General features: G+C 63.9%; 14 protein-coding genes. 3 read left to right on the forward strand and 11 right to left on the reverse strand.

The features are described from left to right. Positions 1–10 precede the first annotated feature (10 nt). A complete protein-coding gene (locus O3932_RS01710) occupies positions 11–868 on the reverse strand; it encodes a fructosamine kinase family protein (protein WP_371535902.1) in 858 nt (285 codons plus the stop codon). Positions 869–1,068: 200 nt separating this feature from the next. Here O3932_RS01710 and O3932_RS01715 point away from each other — a divergent pair, with 200 nt between their 5' ends. Further along, complete coding sequence (locus O3932_RS01715; RefSeq protein ID WP_371535750.1) at positions 1,069–3,072, forward strand: DUF262 domain-containing protein; 2,004 nt, start codon at positions 1,069–1,071, stop codon at positions 3,070–3,072. Between the two features lie 48 nt (positions 3,073–3,120). Here O3932_RS01715 and O3932_RS01720 read toward each other — a convergent pair whose 3' ends face one another. From O3932_RS01720 to O3932_RS01755, 8 genes are all read right to left on the reverse strand, one after another. Next, positions 3,121–3,339, reverse strand: a complete 219-nt coding sequence (locus O3932_RS01720; protein WP_371535753.1) for a hypothetical protein — start codon at positions 3,337–3,339, stop codon at positions 3,121–3,123. Further along, a complete protein-coding gene (locus O3932_RS01725) occupies positions 3,336–5,096 on the reverse strand; it encodes a hypothetical protein (protein ID WP_371535756.1) in 1,761 nt (586 codons plus the stop codon). The genes O3932_RS01720 and O3932_RS01725 overlap by 4 nt, the downstream gene beginning before the upstream one ends. Then, positions 5,093–7,525 carry a hypothetical protein gene (locus tag O3932_RS01730; RefSeq protein WP_371535759.1) on the reverse strand — a complete coding sequence of 811 codons (2,433 nt, stop codon included), beginning with the start codon at positions 7,523–7,525 and terminating at the stop codon, positions 5,093–5,095. Before O3932_RS01730 ends, O3932_RS01725 begins: the two co-directional genes overlap by 4 nt. Positions 7,526–7,529: 4 nt before the next feature. After that, a complete protein-coding gene (locus tag O3932_RS01735; RefSeq protein ID WP_371535762.1) occupies positions 7,530–8,741 on the reverse strand; it encodes a hypothetical protein in 1,212 nt (403 codons plus the stop codon). A 3-nt stretch (positions 8,742–8,744) separates the two neighbouring features. Further along, positions 8,745–11,480: a hypothetical protein gene (locus O3932_RS01740; RefSeq protein ID WP_371535765.1), complete on the reverse strand. Its 2,736-nt coding sequence runs from the start codon at positions 11,478–11,480 to the stop codon at positions 8,745–8,747. A 31-nt stretch (positions 11,481–11,511) separates the two neighbouring features. After that, positions 11,512–13,116 carry an Hsp70 family protein gene (locus O3932_RS01745; RefSeq protein ID WP_371535768.1) on the reverse strand — a complete coding sequence of 535 codons (1,605 nt, stop codon included), beginning with the start codon at positions 13,114–13,116 and terminating at the stop codon, positions 11,512–11,514. Continuing rightward, a complete protein-coding gene (locus O3932_RS01750; RefSeq protein ID WP_371535771.1) occupies positions 13,113–13,808 on the reverse strand; it encodes a molecular chaperone GrpE in 696 nt (231 codons plus the stop codon). The genes O3932_RS01745 and O3932_RS01750 overlap by 4 nt, the downstream gene beginning before the upstream one ends. Before the next feature lie 1,019 nt (positions 13,809–14,827). Next, on the reverse strand, positions 14,828–15,124 hold the full coding sequence (locus O3932_RS01755; RefSeq protein WP_371535774.1) for a hypothetical protein: 297 nt from the start codon (positions 15,122–15,124) through the stop codon (positions 14,828–14,830). A gap of 428 nt (positions 15,125–15,552) precedes the next feature. Between O3932_RS01755 and O3932_RS01760 the strand changes: the two genes are divergently transcribed. Beyond that, entirely contained in the window at positions 15,553–16,065 is a 513-nt protein-coding gene (locus tag O3932_RS01760) for a transposase (protein ID WP_371535777.1), read from the forward strand. Beyond that, positions 16,065–16,925 (forward strand): IS3 family transposase, encoded by an 861-nt coding sequence (locus O3932_RS01765; protein ID WP_371535779.1) that lies wholly within the window; start codon positions 16,065–16,067, stop codon positions 16,923–16,925. Before O3932_RS01760 ends, O3932_RS01765 begins: the two co-directional genes overlap by 1 nt. Positions 16,926–17,698: 773 nt before the next feature. On the opposite strand, the gene O3932_RS01770 is transcribed toward O3932_RS01765, so the two are convergent. Next, on the reverse strand, positions 17,699–18,613 hold the full coding sequence (locus tag O3932_RS01770) for an anti-sigma factor domain-containing protein (protein ID WP_371535781.1): 915 nt from the start codon (positions 18,611–18,613) through the stop codon (positions 17,699–17,701). Beyond that, entirely contained in the window at positions 18,610–19,170 is a 561-nt protein-coding gene (locus tag O3932_RS01775) for a sigma-70 family RNA polymerase sigma factor (protein ID WP_371535784.1), read from the reverse strand. The genes O3932_RS01770 and O3932_RS01775 overlap by 4 nt, the downstream gene beginning before the upstream one ends. Positions 19,171–19,250: the final 80 nt, after the last annotated feature.

Genomic DNA, 19,250 nt, shown 5'->3' on the forward strand with positions numbered 1-19,250 from the left:
GCCTCGTGGTTTAGGCGTACCGCCGGGCGATTGCCACCGCGTCGGGCACGTAGGTGCGCCCGAAGACGGCGCAGTGGATCATGATGATGTGCGCCTGGTGCAGGGCGATGCGCTCGCACCAGCCGTCCTCCAGGGGCGAGGCCTCGTCGTAGGCGGCGAGGATGCGCTCATAGTGCGGGCAGCCGAAGACGGCGAGGGCAGCGAGGTCCTCCTCGGCGTGCCCGCCCTGCGCGGCGGGGTCGATGAGGACGGCTCCGCCGGGCGTCCACATGACGTTGCCGTTCCACAGGTCGCCGTGGGTGCGCGCGGCACCGACGTCCTCGCGCCGAGCGATCGCGTCCGCGACCAAGCGCGGCTGGCCGTGGTCGAGGTCGCCGGAGTCGAGGAGCTCGCACAGCCGCTCGATGAGGTGCCGCTCGGAGGCGGTGAAGACGCGCGTGTCCAGGTACGGCGCGATTCGCTCACGCGCATAGAACGCTCCCCACGACTCGCGAGGGGACGAGGCCGGGGCGGCCTCGGCAGAATTCGCGCGGTTCGCGCCGCCCGCTTCGCCGCGAGCGCTCGGGCGTTCGGGGAGGGAGAGGTGAGCCTCTCCCATCCAGCCGTCACCCGAGTACCCGTCGGGGGCGGCACCCAGGTGCGTAGCACCGGCGGCGTGCGTGTGGGCGAGGGCGCGGCCGAATGTTTCGGCATCCTGCGCCGATGGTGATACCGAGACCACGCGAGGTTCCTCCAGCCACGTCGCCCCGTGATCGAGCACGGGCACGACCGCCGCCCCAGGGTCCGAGGCCTCGGCGAGCCATGCGAGGCCCGCAACCTCATAGGCGATCCGCCCGCGACGGCTATCCGTCTTTCTTATCGTCTCCATCGACTCGTCCCCGTTCCGTTCCACTGCCACCGCGCGAGAGGCTCCCGCCACGTACGCACCATGCTATCCCCACCCTGCCACGCACAGGGCGCGCGGAGGAGCGAGGGGTGCCCAGGCCTCGGCCCGCTTAGACACATACCAAATAAACATCGTTATACTTCCGATTAGAGTAAAGTCCCCCGACGAGGATGTAGGCCTCCATGACCCTCACGACGACACAGAAGTCCATCGACGCCCTGCTGACCGGAGACAGGCAGTACCAGATCCCCGACTTCCAGCGCCCCTACGTGTGGGAGGAGCCGCAGGCAATCGCCCTGGTCAATGACCTGCTGGGCGCGTGGCGCACGAACGACGGCGACTATTTCCTGGGTTCGGTTGTGCTCGTGCAGCACCCCAGCGGCGACGACGTGGATATCATCGACGGGCAGCAGCGCATGACGACGCTGTGCATCCTCTTGGCGCTCCTGCGTCACCTGGCGGGCGTCGGTTCCGGACTGCACGGCGACCTCAGTAAACGCCTGAGTATCGCTGAGTCGACCTTCAAGGGCTTGGACGAGCGGCCGCGCCTGCTCGTGCGCGAATGCGACCGCGAGTTCTTCGACACGTTCATCGTCGGCGACAATATCGATTCTCTGCTTGACGTCGACGCGAGTGCGCTGACCCCGGCCTCGGTGCGCCGCATCAACGACAACGCGCGGGCGATGCTCGACGTGCTGAGCGACCCGGATGTGCTGGCACCGGACGAGATCCAGAGTTTCGTCCAGTACCTCATGCTGCAGGTCTCCCTCATCGAGGTGTCGACCGACTCCTACCAGGCCGCGCACCGCATTTTCGCGGTGCTCAACACGCGCGGCGTCCCCCTGTCGGCCGCCGACATCTTCAAGGCGCGCGTCCTCGCCCACGTCGAGCCCGACGCCCGGGCGCGCTACGCGGCCCTGTGGGAGCAGAGCATCGACTCGCTGGGCACGGAGAACCCGGACGCCTTTTTCGGGCACCTGCTCACCCTCGCCCTGCGCTCGCCCGCCAAGCGCGCCCTCATCGACGCGTTCGGCGAGCAGGTCCTCACCCCCTTCCTCGCGTCCAAGAGCGGCGAGGAGTTCATCGACGAGGTCGTGGTTCCCAACGCTCGCGCGTACTCTCTGGCGACGCTGGGATCCCTCGCCGGGCACCCGGCCGCCACATCCCTACAGCTGCTGCGCCTGTACGAGGCATCCGACTGGAAGCCCGCGGCCATGGCGATCTTGAGCGTGGAGCGCAGTGACGAGGAAGTCGCCTCTCTCATGTCCTCGCTTGAGCGCCTGTACGGCACGGCAGTCGCCGCGCGCTTGGTCCCGAGTTCCCGAGAGTCGATCATCGCCAAGTTCATCGCCGCCGTCGAGGACGGCGAGTCCATCACTGCCGCCTGCGCGGTCTCTGACGATACTCTCCACCGGGCGGCCAAGACACTGTCGAGCGCCCTGCCTCAGTCCTCTCTCCGCAAGGTGTTGCTCTACCACGCGATGGTCGCCGACCAGGGTGGATTCCCGGCTCGTCTGCCACGCAGCCTGGGAGTCCTGGCGGGGCTGCCCGCCACCGCGATCCGCGGCGTCGCAGCCGACGTGGATCCTCGTATTTGGAACAGGCGTCTGGGAGGCCTGGTTCTGACGACAATCAAATCACGCACCGTCAACCAGGCACCCGACTGGGACACCGTGTCACGCGCACTCCACGAAGCACCGACGGTCGGCGCGCTCATCGTCGGTACACTCCCCTCCGACAGGGGCGAGATCAGCAATGCCGCCCTCGAGCTGCGTCAGACCTACCTGACGCGCAGCATCCTGGACTATTGGGACATTCGCCGCGATTCCGATGGCGTGGATCTGTCTCTCTTGTCCAGCTCCGAGCTGGAGGCCGCCGTCGACAAGCGTTCCGCCGCGCGCGGCCGCCAAGTGCGCCTGGCCGACGTCGTCGCAACCGGCATCATCTCCCCCGGTGACACTTTCGTGTGGCGACGCCGCAACCTCGGCAACGTCTACGTCGTGACCATCTCAGCCGAAGGCACCATGGTCCTGCCCGACGGCACGGACGTTGCCTCTCCTTCCGCGGCCGTCAAGGAGTTGACCGGCAACAGCTCTGCCGCCGCCCTCGACGTCTTCGTGCGCGAGTCTGACGGCAAGAAGCTGCGCGACCTGTGGGACAAATACAGGAGCCGCTTCGCCTCGTGAGTTGTGACGGCTGGGGCCGCCCGCGCGACGCGTGGGCGGCCCCGTCGCCTACCTGCGCCACACTTCCCAGGGGAAGGGAACGATGCTGCTGAGCGAGCGACGAACGCCATTAAGATCATTCATCAACGTGACAAACGCATCCACAGCGTGGTTGTCCGTCAGCGCCCACCAGAGGAAAAACCCCAGGAACGCGAGGAGCATCATCAGGTGGGCCGCGCTCCAGAACCAGCGGAAGCCCCAGTACAGGGCGGGGAGTCCTTCTTTCACGCCAGGCTCACTTTCTCGTCATCATCCACAGTTTCCGGCGTGTCATCCGTCTGGGCACGCCGCTGCTTACCCTTCGGAGGAAGCAGGGCAATCGACACCTTCTGCGACGTCAGTGCCCAGCTCATGACGCGTAGAGGATTGAGGGGGTCATCCGGCTCGCGCAAGGCCAGAGAATCGACGGCAAAGTAGCGGACAGTCCCGAAATCACCCTCCATGCGTCGCACAAAGCCATCCTGGTCGATGCCGACGAGCCAGTCGCGCACGCCACTGGAAGTCGCGGGATCCAGGTTGCTCCCCGAGCGGAACTGGCGCAATACCTCCGTCTTCGTGAGAACCACCGCAAGGTTCCTCTTGGACAGATCGATGGCCTCCGACCTGAGCCTATCCACCACTGAAGCGTAAGCTTCCTCTTGATTCCCCGTCGCGATGAGTGTGCCGGAAATATGGTCGGCGTTACCTATCTCTTCGTTCACGCGAGGCAAAGCGAGGGGGTCAAGAACAAAGATCATCGTGCGTGCCGAGTTCACGTACGTCAGTTCCTCGGTTCCATCGAAGGTCGTGAAACTCTCTCCGGCGGCATCCATGATCTGCAGCTCGAAAACCCTGCCCGAGGCTTGCGCCAGTATGAAGGGGCGTCCTTCTGGACGCATGGTGTGAATCGTCTTCTCAGTGGACTGTTCGGACTCCATCGCCTGAGCCGAGGCCTTCAGGAAGCCCCTCGCTTCTGTGTTGAGTCCCTTCAGAGAGCCATTGGAGGAGGACAGCTCTCTGTGTGCCGCCGTCATCGCTGCTGCGAAAAAACGCGTCTTACCTGCACCGACAGAGCCGAAGGCGGGCAGCTGAACAGTCCGACGCGCACCACTGCCCGTGACCAAGGGTTCCCCGCAGCTCGGGCACAGCGCGACAAGGATTTTCGAGGCGGCCCTGATCGTCGTCGGCATGGTTGTCCCGCACCCGCACCGACGCCGAATAATCCCCAGCGGCCCTGGGGAGATGTCATGGTGAACGATAGTGCACGCCTGATTAGGGCAGCAGTAACTCGGCCGCGGATTCGTCTCATAACAGTGCGGGCACTTCACCTGAGCTCGAACGCGCGCCATCACGGCGCGATCCCACCAGCGGTACGCAAGCGTCCATGCCTGCTGACAGGCGTAGACGGCCCCTCCCACAACGCCCATGATGAAGAGCCACGAGGCGTACGAGCCGTACATTCCACCGATGAAACCAGCGAACGGCACGGGAACGAAAACTCCCCAGGTAAGCTTCGAGAAGGCCCCCACCGTGGGTTCAACGGGCATCAGGTTCCCATACGCGTCAGAGCGAACAACCTCCCGGTGCGGGCGCAACCGGACCTTCTCCCAGACCCAACCGCGCACCAGCGTGATCTCCCTGTAGACAGCGATCGCGTCGCGTACAGCCTGGTACGGATTATATTCAGGCCATGCTTCGTCCCACCCACAGTGCTTCGTGAAACCGACAGGCTGATGTCGGATAACCGCTCGTGCAACCACCTTCTCTGGTGTCGCAATATCCGGCTTGCTCACTGATCGTCCAGTCAGGACCAGAAGCGGAGCCACAAAGCCCGCAATCAGGCCGACGACAAGTGCCAGGGCACCGGATGCAAGCCAGTAGCAGACGATCCAGGCGATCAACCTCATAATCATGGCGATGATGATCCACGCCATGACGATAATGATGACCGCAGCAATTGCGAGCAGCGCCAATCCGCCGTCGCCACCTGATGATCTGTAGCTCACCGCACGCCCTTTCCATATCCTCCGAGCAAGCCGCTCGCCGCTCGTCCCAGGCGTCTCTTCAAACGACCTTTCTTCGCCTCCGCTGCAAAGGTCTCGAACTCCGCGAATGAATCCGCGTCGATCAGGCCTTCTTTAGCGGCCTGGCTCACCTCGTTTCTGCGTACACGGTCATCACACACGTCGATCAGGAAATCCTCAGCTCCCAGCGAACGTGCGGGGATCAGATAGCTGCGGCGAACTCTCATGGCAAGCGTGACCGCTTGAGCGAGTCCCCGCCTCGTGGATGCCCGACCGGTCAGAGCGACATGCACGCACCGCCGGGCCCACTCCTCATCGGCTGCGACGAGGCGCGTCACCGCGCTGGTGTCGGCGCAGGTCAGGATGATCCGGCCGAGGTAGTCCGCCATCAACGCCGACATCGCGGGGACGGAGGATATGAGCGTTGAGAGATGAGGGTTGTCCGGGCTCGTATCAGTGATCGCCTCTCGGCAGCACTGCTCCGTCGCACAAACCTGTGCTACGTAGGTCGCCAGTCGCTCGTCGCGCATCACGATTGCCGCCCGGTGCAGGCCTGTCAGCAGCTGACGCAGAGGAATCGCCGGTTCCTGCATTGCGAGCACCGCGTTGATCTGGCGCGCAATCCACTGGCATGCTGCCCCCGTGAGTTCGCGCTGAGTCTGCGCCCACGCCTTGATCAGCGCACAATCGTTCGGCAGCACCGCGCGATTCCACACGAGGCGCCAGCTGTCCGCAGGTAGTTTCTTGGCGCGGGTGAGTTGATCGGCGCGTTGTTCGACGGGCAGCGAGGCGATCCGCACAGCTTCGTGCCACGCCTCCACGGTGCGGCGCGTCGCCGGTTCGAGGCCGGAACGCTGCCCCAGCCACTCCCACGTTCCCCGCGACAACAGTGACAGGTCGCCCGGTGCTCCCCCACTCCAGCGGCGCAAGAGCTCGTCCGCGAGCGCCTGGTCGATCTGGTCGCCATGCGCCCACCTCTCGCGGTCGCGTCCTACGGCAGGGTTAGCTGCCCACGCGCGTGCTAGACGGCCCACGATGTCGGCACGACCGGGGACAACCAGTGGGGTGTCCAGCGTGCGAGCTGCCGAAGCTACGGCAGGCAGGAGGTCTGTTGGGCAATGCTGCGCGGCCTGCGTCAGCAGGACACCGGCCTGCTTCCGCGCGTCATCATCCTCCCACTGGAGGCGCACCTGGGCGGGTGCGGCGGCGAGCGCCGATACCAGTGCTTCACTGGCCCCCGGGACGTCACGCGAGGACTCAAGCGCCGACATGAGGACGCCACCCGCCAAGTCGTGACTGTCAGTGTCCAGCAGCGCCACGACCGCCGCGCCTGCAGCTTCCGCATCGGCGGGAGTCGCAACCGCGCAGGTGACGGCCACATCCAGCAGCGGGTCCCCGTAGAAGAACAGCTCCTCGTCCTGTCCGGCCTGCGCGAGGCCTCGTAAGGCTTCCATCACGGTTGCCCAGTCGCCGACACTGCCCCGTTCCTTCGTCAACGATGCTAGGGCCGAGGCTCGCGTGGCCAGGTCGCGTCCGAGGAACTCCTCCCATCGACGTGCAACCTCGATTGCCGCGAGCGCGTCGGCGGGGTCCTCGTGGAGGAACCAGTCCGCCTGGGTGAGTGCGGACTCCGTCGGGGTGATCGGTGTGAGGAGACGGCGGTCGAGGTCGATGATGGTGACGCCGGCGCGCACCACGGTCGGGTCGGGCTGAGGCCCAAACTCGGGGCTTGCAGCGACAATGTCCGCCTTCGTCGTCATCGGATCAGGGACGAGGCCTCGGATCGAAAGCGACAGGGCGCGCTTGGTCTCCACGAAGAGCGTACCCAAGGCGATCCACCTGGTTGCCACGGCCTCGTCGGCGGTGATGAGAACAAGGCGCTTGGGGTTGTCAGCGGTCACTTCCTCGACCATCGTAAGGAACTGCGCGAAGTGCTCGGCTGCCCACACGTCGGCTCGGACCATGTCGCGCAAAGCATCGGCCTGGTAGTCGGGGGCAATTGCGAGCGGGGACGGCCACCTGTCGATCATCTGGCCAGGTGCCTTCTCGAGGCACCAGTTGAGGGCACCGAACAGCTGCGCCGGTCGCATCATCCCGAAATCATCCGGATCGGAGGTCGCGATCGCTTGAGTCAGTAGATTACCCGGACGACCGTTATTCGTGACCCCCGTGGAAATACCGCGCGACAGATAGTACCTACCGGCGTGCCCGCAGTACGCAAAAGAGGGTGGGTGTTCCAGCGGATCGTGATCAGCGTTCCATCCCACGACAACGCGGTGAAGCATGGTGTCGCGGATGACCTGACGGTCCTGCGCATTCATCCCCTCGGAGATCGCCTGGAAGTTGAAACCGTCGATCCCGTCAATGGCTTCGTTGGCCCGTGTGTCGGTGTAGAGCGCAACGTCAAACATTACCTCACCCCTGCTTCGGCAGGAAGCCGCGCTGCGCCATCAGCCAGAGGAGAGGCTCGGCTACCCTGTGGGGCGTGAGGCCGCGTTCATCCACGCGCTGCATCGCGTAATCCGGTTCCGATCCCAACGCCGACATTCCAAAGAACCGGTAGTTTTCGTAGTTCGTGTCGAGCATCGTCAGCAACCCGTCACCTCCCCAGTGCGACACCATTGAGGCAATGTGATCGTGCACGGACGCCCCCTCCGCCTCGTCGTAATACCCGAGAGTCGAAGAGGGATGTCGGATCGGGTTGTTTTCCGGGATATCCGACCAGAATGCGTCGATCTTTGAAATGACGATGGCGACCGGCTGCTTGATTTTTCGGTTGTGCTTGGTGGCCTCGTTCTGACGCATAACCTCCGTGATGGCGTGCAACACGTTTTCTGGCGCTGTCTCGACGCGCTGGTCTTTCGCAGCCGTTCCTCGCCCCGCGTTCCCGGGGAAGCTGAAGGGATCCAAGAGGAGGATGATCCCGTTGGTCGCCAGCAGGTAGGTCATGCTGAGCGCGCGTTCATCAACCGCGAGGTCCTCGCCGGCCGTGTCGTAGAAAGAAAACACCGTCGATGTGAAGTCGCCGAACACCGTCTTCGCGATTCCGCGTCGCGCCCGCTGCCACTCGAAGACGACGGGGCTGGTCTTATCACCGTCCGCCTGTTGAGTCTGCGCCGGCAGCTGCCCCGACGGGGACTCCATCTGCTTGAGCAGGCGCTCCAGCCGCACCTCCTGACCATTGTTATCCCCAGCTTTGCACAGGCGAATCGTGTCCCTAAACCGTCGGCCAACCGGCCCGTTCATGGCGAGTTCACGCATGAGGACAGCCAGCATGACAGTCTTGCCCGACGAGCGCGCGCCAACCAAGCCAAACAGCGAGGAATCGCGAGAAAAACCGCTCGGCAACCGCGAGTGGCACTGCGGACACAGCCGCACGCCCGTGCTACCCAAGCAATCGGGGCACTGCGTCCTCCTCATGTCGTTGACCAACGAGGTGCGGGAGGGCACGAATGCCGGATAGTACTCCTTGAGGTCGCCAAAGTGCGTGGCGCGCACACGATCAATGTCCTTGGTGCACTCCTTCTTGCCGACGGCTGCTCGTCCCGGACACCGGAAAGCCACCTTCCGCAGATCAATCTCCGTGTAGCAATACGGGCACGGCGCTGTCACATTCAGCAGGCTCATCGGTCATCCTTTCAGGGACGAGGTGGGGGGATCGTTCAGCTGGATCTGCGCGGTTGCACCCGCAAAAAGACGCACCCAGTACGCGCCCTTGATCGAGGGGACGTGGAACGTGCAGGACTGTGTCAGTCCCGACGAGAAGTCCAGCTCCAGTCGGGCGATCTCCTCACCGTCTTGTGCTCGGGCCGACATGTAGGGACCCGTCGACAACACCGCTACCAGTTCCACCACGCCGCGAAAGCCCTCGCTCGTCACGTTCGCTGTCGCGTTGCGCCCTCCGAAGAAGCGCCGGGGCAGCTTGAGTTCGTACGACATTGCGGGTGCCAGAGCCTCCAGCTCAACCGTAACCGGCGAACACACCCTCTCGTGGCCGACGCCGACGACGACCGTGCCGACCGACACCTCGGTCACCGTATCCGCGTCGACGATGCGAACACCGCCGTCTCGCCTGTAGGAAAACTTGTCGACCCTCATGCGGTCCGTGCGTCCATCGGCACTCGACCACACGACGTCCATCAGGTAATCCCCACTCGGCCAGACCCACGAGACGCTCAACTGTGTCCCAAAACGTTCCACCCGGACATCACGTGGTGGAGGTGCCATTCCAGCGATGACCGCCCGGCCGGCCACGGCCTCGTCCCCATCCCACGTGAGCGGAACATACAGACGCACACCCGGCTGCTCGTGGATATCCATCGACTGCCGGTTACCGCTGCTGCGGATCACGCCGACGACCCGCGTACCGCTCAGCTCCTCGAGACGCGTCACCGTCAGCCGATCCCCTTCCGACACGGGAGCATCGGCGGGAAGCGCCCACACATCCGTCGTGTAACCGGGGATGTCCGTCCACTCGGCGCGAATCCCGGGCTTGCCGTTCGGCATCCGCGTGTTCCCCAAGCGCAGGTCCTCCACGGGGCGGACGAGGCCGCGCGGAGTCACGGGCAACGCCACCGTCTCCGAGAGCGCAGATCGCCCACCGACAATGTAACGGGCTTGAAGGAGCGCCGTATACGTCTGTCCCAGACGCAGACCATCGAGGCGCTGCCGTCCCTTCGTGGACACCGGGAAGGTGCGTCGGCACCCGTTCGCACCAACAAGCTCCACCGATACTCCGGTCGCTTCATCCGGTGTCCGCCAAAACACAGTCGCCTCCGTCGCCGTCACAACGACTCCGGTCTCGAAGGGGGGTGGCAGCACAGTCACCCGGGCTGTCGCGGGAGCAGAACACTCACCCCCCTGCTGGGAGGCAAACACCGCGTAGAGAACATCCCTGGCCACCACGGGTTTCCTGTCGAGAACCTGCTGGTCGCGCACAGCTGACGCGACCTGACAGCCAGACGTCGGATTCGCGGGAACTCCCGCGTCACTGCGAACCACCGTGAAACACACGCCGTCGTCCCGGGCACCCCTCCACGACACGAGGACGCCGCCCCTATCGGGATCGTACGCGGCGCTCACCTCAGTTGGTGGGTCAGGCGGGATATGGAACAGGAGGTCCGTGATCTCCTCGTCTTCACGATCGACCGCACGTGCGTCGGCTAACGCCGCCCTCGCACCGGCGTAATCCTTCACCGCAAACGCGCGGCGGTAGGCGTCCATCGCCGCGCTCTTGCGGCTTTCTGCAGCCGCAAGCGCCTCCCCCACCTGGGTAGCCAATGAACTCGTCGACTCATCCCCGGGGCTGGCGGCTAGAACGGTGTAGGTTCTGCGCGCGCGTGCGAGCGCCCCTGCGGCAATCATGTCCGTGACACTGGCGAAATCCGGCGTCGGCTCGCTGGTCGGAATCCGCGTGAGCAGGCGTCGCGCATCCAAATCGGTCAGTCCCATGGACGTCAGGCGGCCTAGCGCCAAGGTCTGAGTGAGTCCCCGACGTCGCAACTGCTCCGCTTGATCGGCGAACCACGCCAGGACGCATGCACGCACATCCGCATCGGTCGAGCACTGTTCTTCGAGTGCCGTGAGCGTCTTTTTCGCACTCTCTGAGGCATCATCCGAGCGCGCATTGGCAGCCGACTTCGACTGGCGCACATCAGCCATACCTATCACGCGACGCCTGTTGGAACCCACGACGGCACTCAGCTCATCGATGACACGAATATCCGTCGGTCGCGCCGACCGCTCGTGCATCACCAGCACATCCACAACGTTTCGAAACGAGGGATGCAGCCTGATCTTCGAAGCCAGAGCAGCCTTCCGTTCCTCAGAGACATCCACGCGCGGGCACACACGGATCCCCTGCCCGGCGGCCGCCGCAGACAAATCCCGATCCGTCAGAGTCGAACCGATGCCGCTTGAGGTTGCGGCGCGGCGCAGTTCCTCAACAGTTAGGACGCCGATCGGATTGTCCTGTTTGAGGGCCCGCACGAAGGCGTCGAGTTCCTCCTTGCCCGCCACAGACACCTGCTTGCACACAGCAGCCCACAGCGCCGGGTCGTACAAGGACTCCCCCAGTGCCGTTTTCACGGCCTTGAGGAGCTGACTGATCGAGAGTACGACGGGAATCCTCGATTTGTTGAGGAACATGTCGACGCTCTTGATGTGCTTGGTAAGCTCGGCACTCGACATGCCGGGAGTAAGGGCGAAGAGCGCGGTGGCATCCGCTTTGGCCAATGCCTGGATCTGGGCGTTTCGGTCGCTCGTATCACTCAGCGCTCGCAGCGCATCCGCAACGGAGGATTGCCAGGCCGAATTAGCCTTGTAGGGCTGAAGGACAGAGTCCCGATAGACTTTTTTGTCAAACACCGTGCTCGTCGCCTACTCCTTCTCGTTGATCCTATGACCGGGTCGTGATCCCAGCGATCTGCTTCTTCGCTTTTTGCACGTCCTCCTGCGTCAGGATGGACACCGCAGCCTGCGCCCTAAAGGATTTACCCGTCGTCGGTTCGACGAGAACCAGCGTGGCAACACCTTCCTCGGAAATCTCCAGGGTGATCTCGAGCGGGTCACCCTTACGCATGGGAGGCAGGCCATCAACGGTCGTGCTCGGACCGGACACCATGGCCTTGTTGTCCGCCGGATTCTCAGACTCTGTTTCGCCGCCCTGCTCGTAGAGTGCAGACTCGACGCTCGTTTGGCCATCGAAGAGAATGCCACCCGTCATCGAGGCAGTCAGCGGCAGCGTCTCGTTCGCGTGCGCGAGGAAGTGCACGTACTGCACGTAGGAACCGGCTGATTCTTCCCTGGCGAGTTCAAGCCCCAGTCCGCGCGACAACACGTTAGTCACCACGGTGCGACGCGGCCCGAGGCTCGGCAGGGCGCTCGATCCCGAGGCACTCGCCTCTGTTCCGCTGTCCATGTCGGCAAACTCCGGCGTGGGGATCTCGCCCTGCCCAAAGATTGCCGCTCCCTTCGCAACGGACAGATCGAAGTCAGTGTTTTCCACGGTGAATCCAGCCCCGGTCAGTGCATTCCTGATCATGGGCATGCGCGAGGATCCGCCAACCAGGAGGTAGCGGTCGATCGTCAGACCGGGGAACTTGGCGCGCGCCGTGTCGATGACTCGACGCGTAATATCTACCGTCTGGGTCACCAGGTGCGAGGTAGCCGCCTCGAACTCCTCTCGGGTCACTTCGACGCGTTCCTTCTTGTCCTCGTAGCGCAAGAGCAGATTGGTCGACGGCCTCACAGTCAGCATCTTTTTGGCGTCCTCAACGGCAACGCGCAGCTCGGTCATGAAGTCATCGTCCATGGAGGGGTCGTTATCGTCGTCAAGGCCCGCCTGCGTGATAAAACGCTGCAGGAAAATGTCCTCCAAGCACTGGTCCCAGTCAGCACCGCCGAGCAGACGGTTGCCGTCGATAGCGATGACCTCGACCTCGCCGGCGCGCGTCTTGAGAATGGTCGTGTCGAAGGTACCGCCGCCGAGGTCGAAGACGAGTAGTGTCTGTTCTTCCTCCTGGCGCGCGCACAGAGCGATGGCGGCTGCCACCGGTTCGGGAATAATGCCAACGACTTCCAGGCCGGCAATCTCGCCGGCCTGCTTGGTGGCCTGGCGTTCCTGCGTGCCGAAGTACGCGGGAACCGTGATGACGACCTTGTTAATGTCCAGGCCGTTCTGGCTGTTGGCGTTGTTCACCAATTCTTTGAGGATCAGCGCAGAAATAGACTCAGGTGTGTACTCCTGGTCGCGAAATTCGAGCGGGTATTCCTCACCTATGTGACGCTTAATGAGTGAGCAGGCGTTGTCGGGGTCGCTCACCTGTGTCTGCTTGGCCTGGCTGCCGATGTCGACAGTGCCATCGTCGTTGAAGTAGACGACCGAGGGGGTCGTGTCTTCCCCAACGAAGTTCTTGACGATTTCCGCCATACCGATGTCACTGATCATGGCCACCGCGGAGTACGTCGTTCCCAGGTCGATGCCATACACCTTGTCGCTCATGCGAGGGTTCCTTCCTGATCTGATTCCTGGTTCGTGTGTGGTTCGTCAGCCGATCTGTCGAGGTTCGCGTCGTAACGGTAGACGCTCACCTGTGCGGGTAAGAATGCACGTTCCGAACCCGGACGGACGAGGCCTTGTCGGAGTACCTTCGCGACCGTCCAGTCCAGCGCCTGGTCTCCTGTCCGCACAGTCTTGCGCGACGCATGCACCGATCTGTCGAACGCGGCCCCGGGTGTTGCTCCAACGGATTCAACTCCGATAAGGTCGAGTGTCTCAATGAGTGCGTCGTGGAAATACTCAAACTCGACGTCGGCCCGGTATCCCTCCCCGTGTATCCGTGCGAGCTGCGCAGCGTCCGCGGACTGGGTGACGAGAATGGCAAGCCGCGTCAATACGGGTCCAAGAAGCTGCTGCACCTGGTCAACCTGCAGGGACTCCACACGGTTCTGCAGCTTACGCACCAAATTCTCGTAGAACTCAGCCCGATCGGTAAATGCTCGCACGTTCTCATCCAAGCCCCCAAGCAGCTCCGCGATCTCAGCGTTGGTCACAGTGCCACACGCCTTATCCACGTGAGCGCTTGATGGGCGCTTGTCCCCACCGTCACTTGCTATGGAGCTATCGAGCACCTCATCTGCCACGCCGGGCGCAGGTACTACCTCCCCGAAGGCCTCTCCTTGCACGTCAGACACGTTTTTCCTCCAGTTACGGCATCGTCGCAATGACTTGAGCTTTTCTTCAGACCATTCAGTTTAACTCTTGACTTCCGTGTGACGACGACCTCATCCAAACCTCGGACAGCGGGACACAACGGCGCGAACGCCGCCACCTTAGTCACCACAGCGACACACAACCGACCCACCATTGCGCCCAGGAAACGTACCCCTCGCGCCCAGCAACACGAGACTGGACCTATCCGCTAGCACACGATCCGACTGCTGCGGCTCGAGGTCGGAGAAGAGACCCCCGCCACGCTCTTATCGAAGGACTCCTCTCGTCCGCACGCGGGCCTGCTATTCCGAAGCTGGGTCCTCTCGTCCGCACGCAGGCCCGCTATTCCGTATGCGGGCAGCCTCGCCCACGCTCCAATTAGCGGGTTTAGGCTATTGGACACGTGGTGTTGCCGTGTTGCATCGCTAGATGTCAGGCCAGCGCACGGTCTGGTGCTCCGCTCGTTGTTTGCGCTGTGGCCGCGGGGTATCAGCTTTGGACCTGGCCACCGTTGGGCACTGGAGCTACACTCTCGTGCCCTGTGGTACCCGGTGTCTGCGTGGTTGGGGTCGTGGTGGCATGAGAAGCGTCAAATCGGCACATCACCAGCACGAGTGACTCTCATACGGGAGCGTGTCGCCCAAAGTGCAGACCACCTCGCCGAAAAACGGCAAAAATGGGCTGTTTTGGGTGAGGTGGTCTGCGATTTGGGCAAATCCAGAAACACGGCAAACACGACCACCCACAACAGCGACTTTCCCGCGCAACACAGCCGACAAGTCACCACCCCAGCAACACGATATGTCCACCCTCCAAGTTGACTCCCACCACCTTCAACACCGACTTTTTCGCACCAGCAAGCTGAAAAGTCTCCACAAAACCAACACGTTTTGTCCTTTAACCCAAAGTTACCCCTCCAACAACACGTAGTGTCCTATAATCCCGGATTCACGTGCAGAAGAGGGAGACGGGGGTTATAGGACATTTCGTGTTGCTGGGGTTAGTCCCCGGTGTTGTGGTAGGGGGTGGTGTGGTGGAGTTTGTTGAAGCAGATTGCGTCGCCCCAGCCGGGGATGATGCCGGTGGCTTGGTGTGTTTGGCTGGCGTGGTACCAGGCATTTTCGAGGGCTTCGTCGGTGGGCATGGTCGCCAGGATCGTCGCTGCTGGTTGCGGGTGAGCTGAGTGGGTGTAGCACCACCAAAACACGGCTTTGATGCGTCGGGTCAGGCGCATGCCGCGGTGGTCGCGCAGCATCTGGCGTAATTGGGCGTTCGTGCTTTCGATCTGGTTGGTCATCGCGGGCATCTGATGTGCCCAGGGGGTCCAGGTAGGTGAAAAGGAGCCCCTGGGAGATGAGCTTGTTGAGGCTGTTACGAGCCCGCACGAGACGTTCGTGGGTGTATTCCCGGCCTGCGTGTTTTCTCCTCCCAGAAGTCCTTCCAGCGCGTGCACCACCCCTGGTAGGCGCCTATCCATTCCTGGGCGCCTTCAATGTCTGTCACGTGGGTGAGCTGGCACCCCAGAGCGTATAAGCTGCGTGAGGCCTCCAGTTTGGGGCGCGTTGTGGTGGCTTGGCGGATACGGCAATACGCATGGAAAGTGCAGCGTTGAACGCGCGTGGTCGGCCAGATGTTCGTGCACGCCCTCGCAAACCCGCTGCCCCCGTGAACTGCCTCCCGTTTCTTGGACATCGAAATTGAAGTCCTGGGAATGGGAGGCTTTTCGTGCCTGTGGATCTGCGGTTGAGGCATGATCGTTTGCTTCGTGAGCAAGCGGTGGAGATGTTTGAGAGGGGATTTGGCTATCGTTTGACCGCCAAGAGGCTGGGTGTGCCTGCTGAGGCCGTGCGACACTGGCAGAAGACGTACCGCGCAATTGGGAAGGATGGGCTTCTTGCCATGGGAGTAAAGCAGACCAGATACGACTATGAGACCAAGGTCGCCGCAGCCAGGGCCGTGGTTGATGGTGGGATGAGTAAGCCTGAGGCGATGGTGCGTTTTGGTATTGCGAGTGCGACTCCGTTGAAGCGGTGGTGCAGGCTGTACCGCGAGGGCGGCGCGCAGGCGCTCAAGCCCAAGCCTAAGGGCAGGCCGAAGGGGTCGGTGCGGGCGGTGGCCCCAACGCGTGAGGAGGAGCTCCAGGAGCGCGTGCGTAAGCTTGAGGCGCAGGTGGTGTATCTAAAAAAATCGATTGCCCTGAAGGCGCAGAGGCGCTCCCAAACCGGGACAAAGCCCTAGTGGTCGCCGAGCTTTCAGGGCGCGGACATGCGGTGTGCGATCTCCTTGAGGCGGCCGGTCTTGCCAGGTCGAGCTACTACTACGCGCTGGCTCACCCCCAGCTGCCAACCAGAGCGCATCTGCGGCCCAAGGTCGCTCAGATTTTTTCGCGCACTCCCAACGGGTGCGGTCACAGGCAGGTAGCCATGTGCCTGCGCGCCGAAGAAGGAGCACGCATCGCCGACAAGACGGTCTTGAAGATGATGCGCGAGATGGGGCTGCGCTGCGGCATACGCCGCGAGCGGGCTTACCACAGGTACAACTCCTACAAGGGGAACGTGGGGCAAAGCTTCGGCAACATCATCGGCCGCGACTTCAAGGCCGATGGGCCCTGGCAGAAACTGGGTACCGATGTCACCGAGTTCACGCTCTCCTTCGGTAAGGCCTACCTCGCTCCGGTCTACGACTTCGCCAGCAAAGAGATCGTGGCCCACTCCATCTCCATGCACCCCAACCTCGCCCAACAACAAGAGATGCTCCAGATACTCATGGACGCCAAGCCCCAAGGAGCCGAGCCGATCTTGCACTCAGACATGGGATGGCAGTACCAACACGAGACCTACATCAGAACGCTCGCTGACAACGGCTTCATCCAGAGCATGTCACGCAAAGGCAACTGCATCGACAACGGCGCCACCGAACAGGTCTTCGGGCACCTCAAGGACGAATTCTTCCGCGGCCAAGACTGGCAAACCTTCGAGAGCTTCAAAGCCGACCTCAACGCCTACATCACCTACTGGAACACACAAAGACGCCAAGTAAAGCTCAAGGGCCTGACCCCGGCAGAATACCGAGATCAGGCCCTCCAGCAAGCCGCATAACGGCTACCATTAAACGCGTCCAAGTTCCGGGACGCAGTTCACACTTCCGGCGGGGGTGCCCGCGCCAGGCCTCGCGCCCGCCATGCCGCGGCCTCGGCTCCCGACGACCCGACCAGGTGGCCGGTCGGCGAGGTGACCCGACCCGGCGGGCTGTTTTGCAAGCGTTGTTCCGCATTGGGGTAGGAAACAGGTCATTCGGGCAGGTTGGTAACCTGCCCCAATGAGGGCTAACCTGCCCCAATGCTTGGTTTCCTGCCCCAGTGTCGTCCGCTGGGCACTGGAGGGCGCGGCTGTGGTGCGGCGGCACGGCTGCGCCTGGCCCAAGGGCGCCTGGGTCCGGGTGCGCGCCCGCGTCTGCGCCACTTGGGCATTGCCCGCACCACTTAGGCCCCCGACACGCCGGGAGAACCAGGGCCCATTTGGGCCTAAGTGGCGCAGTGGAGCCCTAAGTGGTGTAGCGGTGCGCTAAGTGGTGCAACGGCGGGCTAAGTGGTGAAGCGGCGCACGAAGCCGCGCAACCGCGAGCGAATCCCGCAGCACAGCGTACGAAGCCGCCCAAAGCATCGACAACGAGCCGCACACGCAGCCCCTCCCCACAACCACGCACACAAAAGGACCGGAATCAGACAACACGGCCTAGTCGGGCACGCACGTAAGGGGACTGATTTCCGAAACACACTGCGCATACAACGGCTTGATTCCGCCCTTGTACGCGGTCGCATGTTGCGTAATTCCGATCCTTGTGTGCGTAAAACGGGGCTGCGCGGCGCCGTCTACACTGCGCCCGATTGCCCGTCAGATGATCGTCCCCCGTCCCAGGTGGGCGCGGTTGAGGGGGAGGGCGCCCCTCCCGGGGCCGGTCCGCTGTCCGGTGTGGGCGCCCCTCCCGGGGTGGGGGCCGGGTCCGGGGCCCCGACGCGCAGGACCACCAGGGGCTCGCCCGTCGGCTGGGCGGACCCGCCCTGGGGCTCGAAGGTCAAGAAGATCTCACTGCCCGGCTGGGGCATGATGTCCACGAAGGAGTAGTCCCCGCCCCGCCGCTCGTAAACGCCCAAGGATTCGACGGTGTTTCCGTGGCGCGCCCACACCTGCATCACCTGTCCCTCGGGTGCCCGCAGCGCCGAGGGCGTGGTGATCGCGGTCATCCCCATTTCCGGTGACCAGGTGAGGGTGACAACGTGCCCGTCGGGCATGGTGTCGGTGGAGCGCCGTACGTCTTGCGCCTGGTTGAGGGCGGCGTAGTGACTGGTGGACTCCATTGAGGTCATCGTGGTCCACCGGCCCACGCCGATCCCCGCTGCGAAGAGCGCGACCGCCGCAGCCGCCGCGGCGAGGACGCGCGCGAACATGGGGATGGCCCTGCGGTCGCGCGCGGGGGCCTTCCCGTGGGCACCTCCGCGGCTTCCGGATCCGGAGTCCGCCCCGGTCTCGGCCGCCACCCCGGAGCCGGAGCCCGCCTCTGATCCTGCCCCCGCCGCAGTGGGCGCCGCCATGCGGACGAGGCGCGGGCCGGCGCCGGGGCCGTCCTCCGCTGCGGCCTCCTCAGGGGCCCCCGTCCGCCGCTCCTGCTCGACCTCCTCGATCGCGGCCAGGAGGGCGTCGCGCACGCGCGCCGACGGCTCGACGGGGGCGAGGGAGGCGCCGAGGCGGGCAGCGGTCTCGTCGTCGTCGAGGATGTGGTCGCTCATCGTTCCTCCAAGATGGTGCGCAGGCGGGCGAGGGCCTGGCGGATCGTGCTTTTCACGGTGCCGAGCGGCAGTCCCGTCGCGTCGGCGATCCTCGAATGGCTCAGTCCCCCGAAGTACGACAGGAGGATGACGGTCTTCTGCGGCTCCCCCAGGGAGCCGAGCGCGCGGCGGACGTCTCCGCCCGCGATGCGGGACTCCGCCTCCTCCGCCGTCTGGTCCCAGTCCACGTCCGGGGGCGAGGCGAGTTCGCGGTCGCGCGCCGCCTGGGCCGAGCGCACCCGGTCGATGGCCCGCCTGCGGGCGATGGTGGTGAGCCAGGCGCGGACGCTGCCGCGGCCGGGGTCGTAGGAGGGGGCGCGCCTCCACACGTGGAGGAACGTGTCCTGCAGGACCTCTTCTGCTTGGGCGCGGTCCTTGAGGACGCAGCTGATGAGCGCGAAGAGCGTGGGCGCCCAGGCGTCGTAGAGCCTCGCGAACGCCCGTTTGTCCCCTTCGGCGACCAACTGCAGGTCTTCGCGGCCCAGGTCGCCTGCGGCGGTGTCATTCACGGTGCTCATGATAGAACGCCGTGGCGCCCGGTGCCGGGGGACGCCCGGCGCCGGGCGGGGTCTCCGCCGGGGCGGCGCCGCGAAGGCCA

The sequence above is a fragment of the Pauljensenia sp. 20925_1_25 genome (genome assembly GCF_041433955.1).
Lineage (GTDB): Bacteria > Actinomycetota > Actinomycetes > Actinomycetales > Actinomycetaceae > Pauljensenia.

Bases quoted from the DNA above. Each gene is read 5' to 3' on its own strand.
- O3932_RS01710 (WP_371535902.1), bottom strand. From the start codon at position 868: ATGGAGACGATAAGAAAGACGGATAGCCGTCGCGGGCGGATCGCCTAT.
- O3932_RS01715 (WP_371535750.1), top strand. From the start codon at position 1,069: ATGACCCTCACGACGACACAGAAGTCCATCGACGCCCTGCTGACCGGA.
- O3932_RS01730 (WP_371535759.1), bottom strand. From the start codon at position 7,525: ATGTTTGACGTTGCGCTCTACACCGACACACGGGCCAACGAAGCCATT.
- O3932_RS01735 (WP_371535762.1), bottom strand. From the start codon at position 8,741: ATGAGCCTGCTGAATGTGACAGCGCCGTGCCCGTATTGCTACACGGAG.
- O3932_RS01745 (WP_371535768.1), bottom strand. From the start codon at position 13,116: ATGAGCGACAAGGTGTATGGCATCGACCTGGGAACGACGTACTCCGCG.
- O3932_RS01755 (WP_371535774.1), bottom strand. From the start codon at position 15,124: ATGACCAACCAGATCGAAAGCACGAACGCCCAATTACGCCAGATGCTG.
- O3932_RS01770 (WP_371535781.1), bottom strand. From the start codon at position 18,613: ATGAGCGACCACATCCTCGACGACGACGAGACCGCTGCCCGCCTCGGC.
- O3932_RS01775 (WP_371535784.1), bottom strand. From the start codon at position 19,170: ATGAGCACCGTGAATGACACCGCCGCAGGCGACCTGGGCCGCGAAGAC.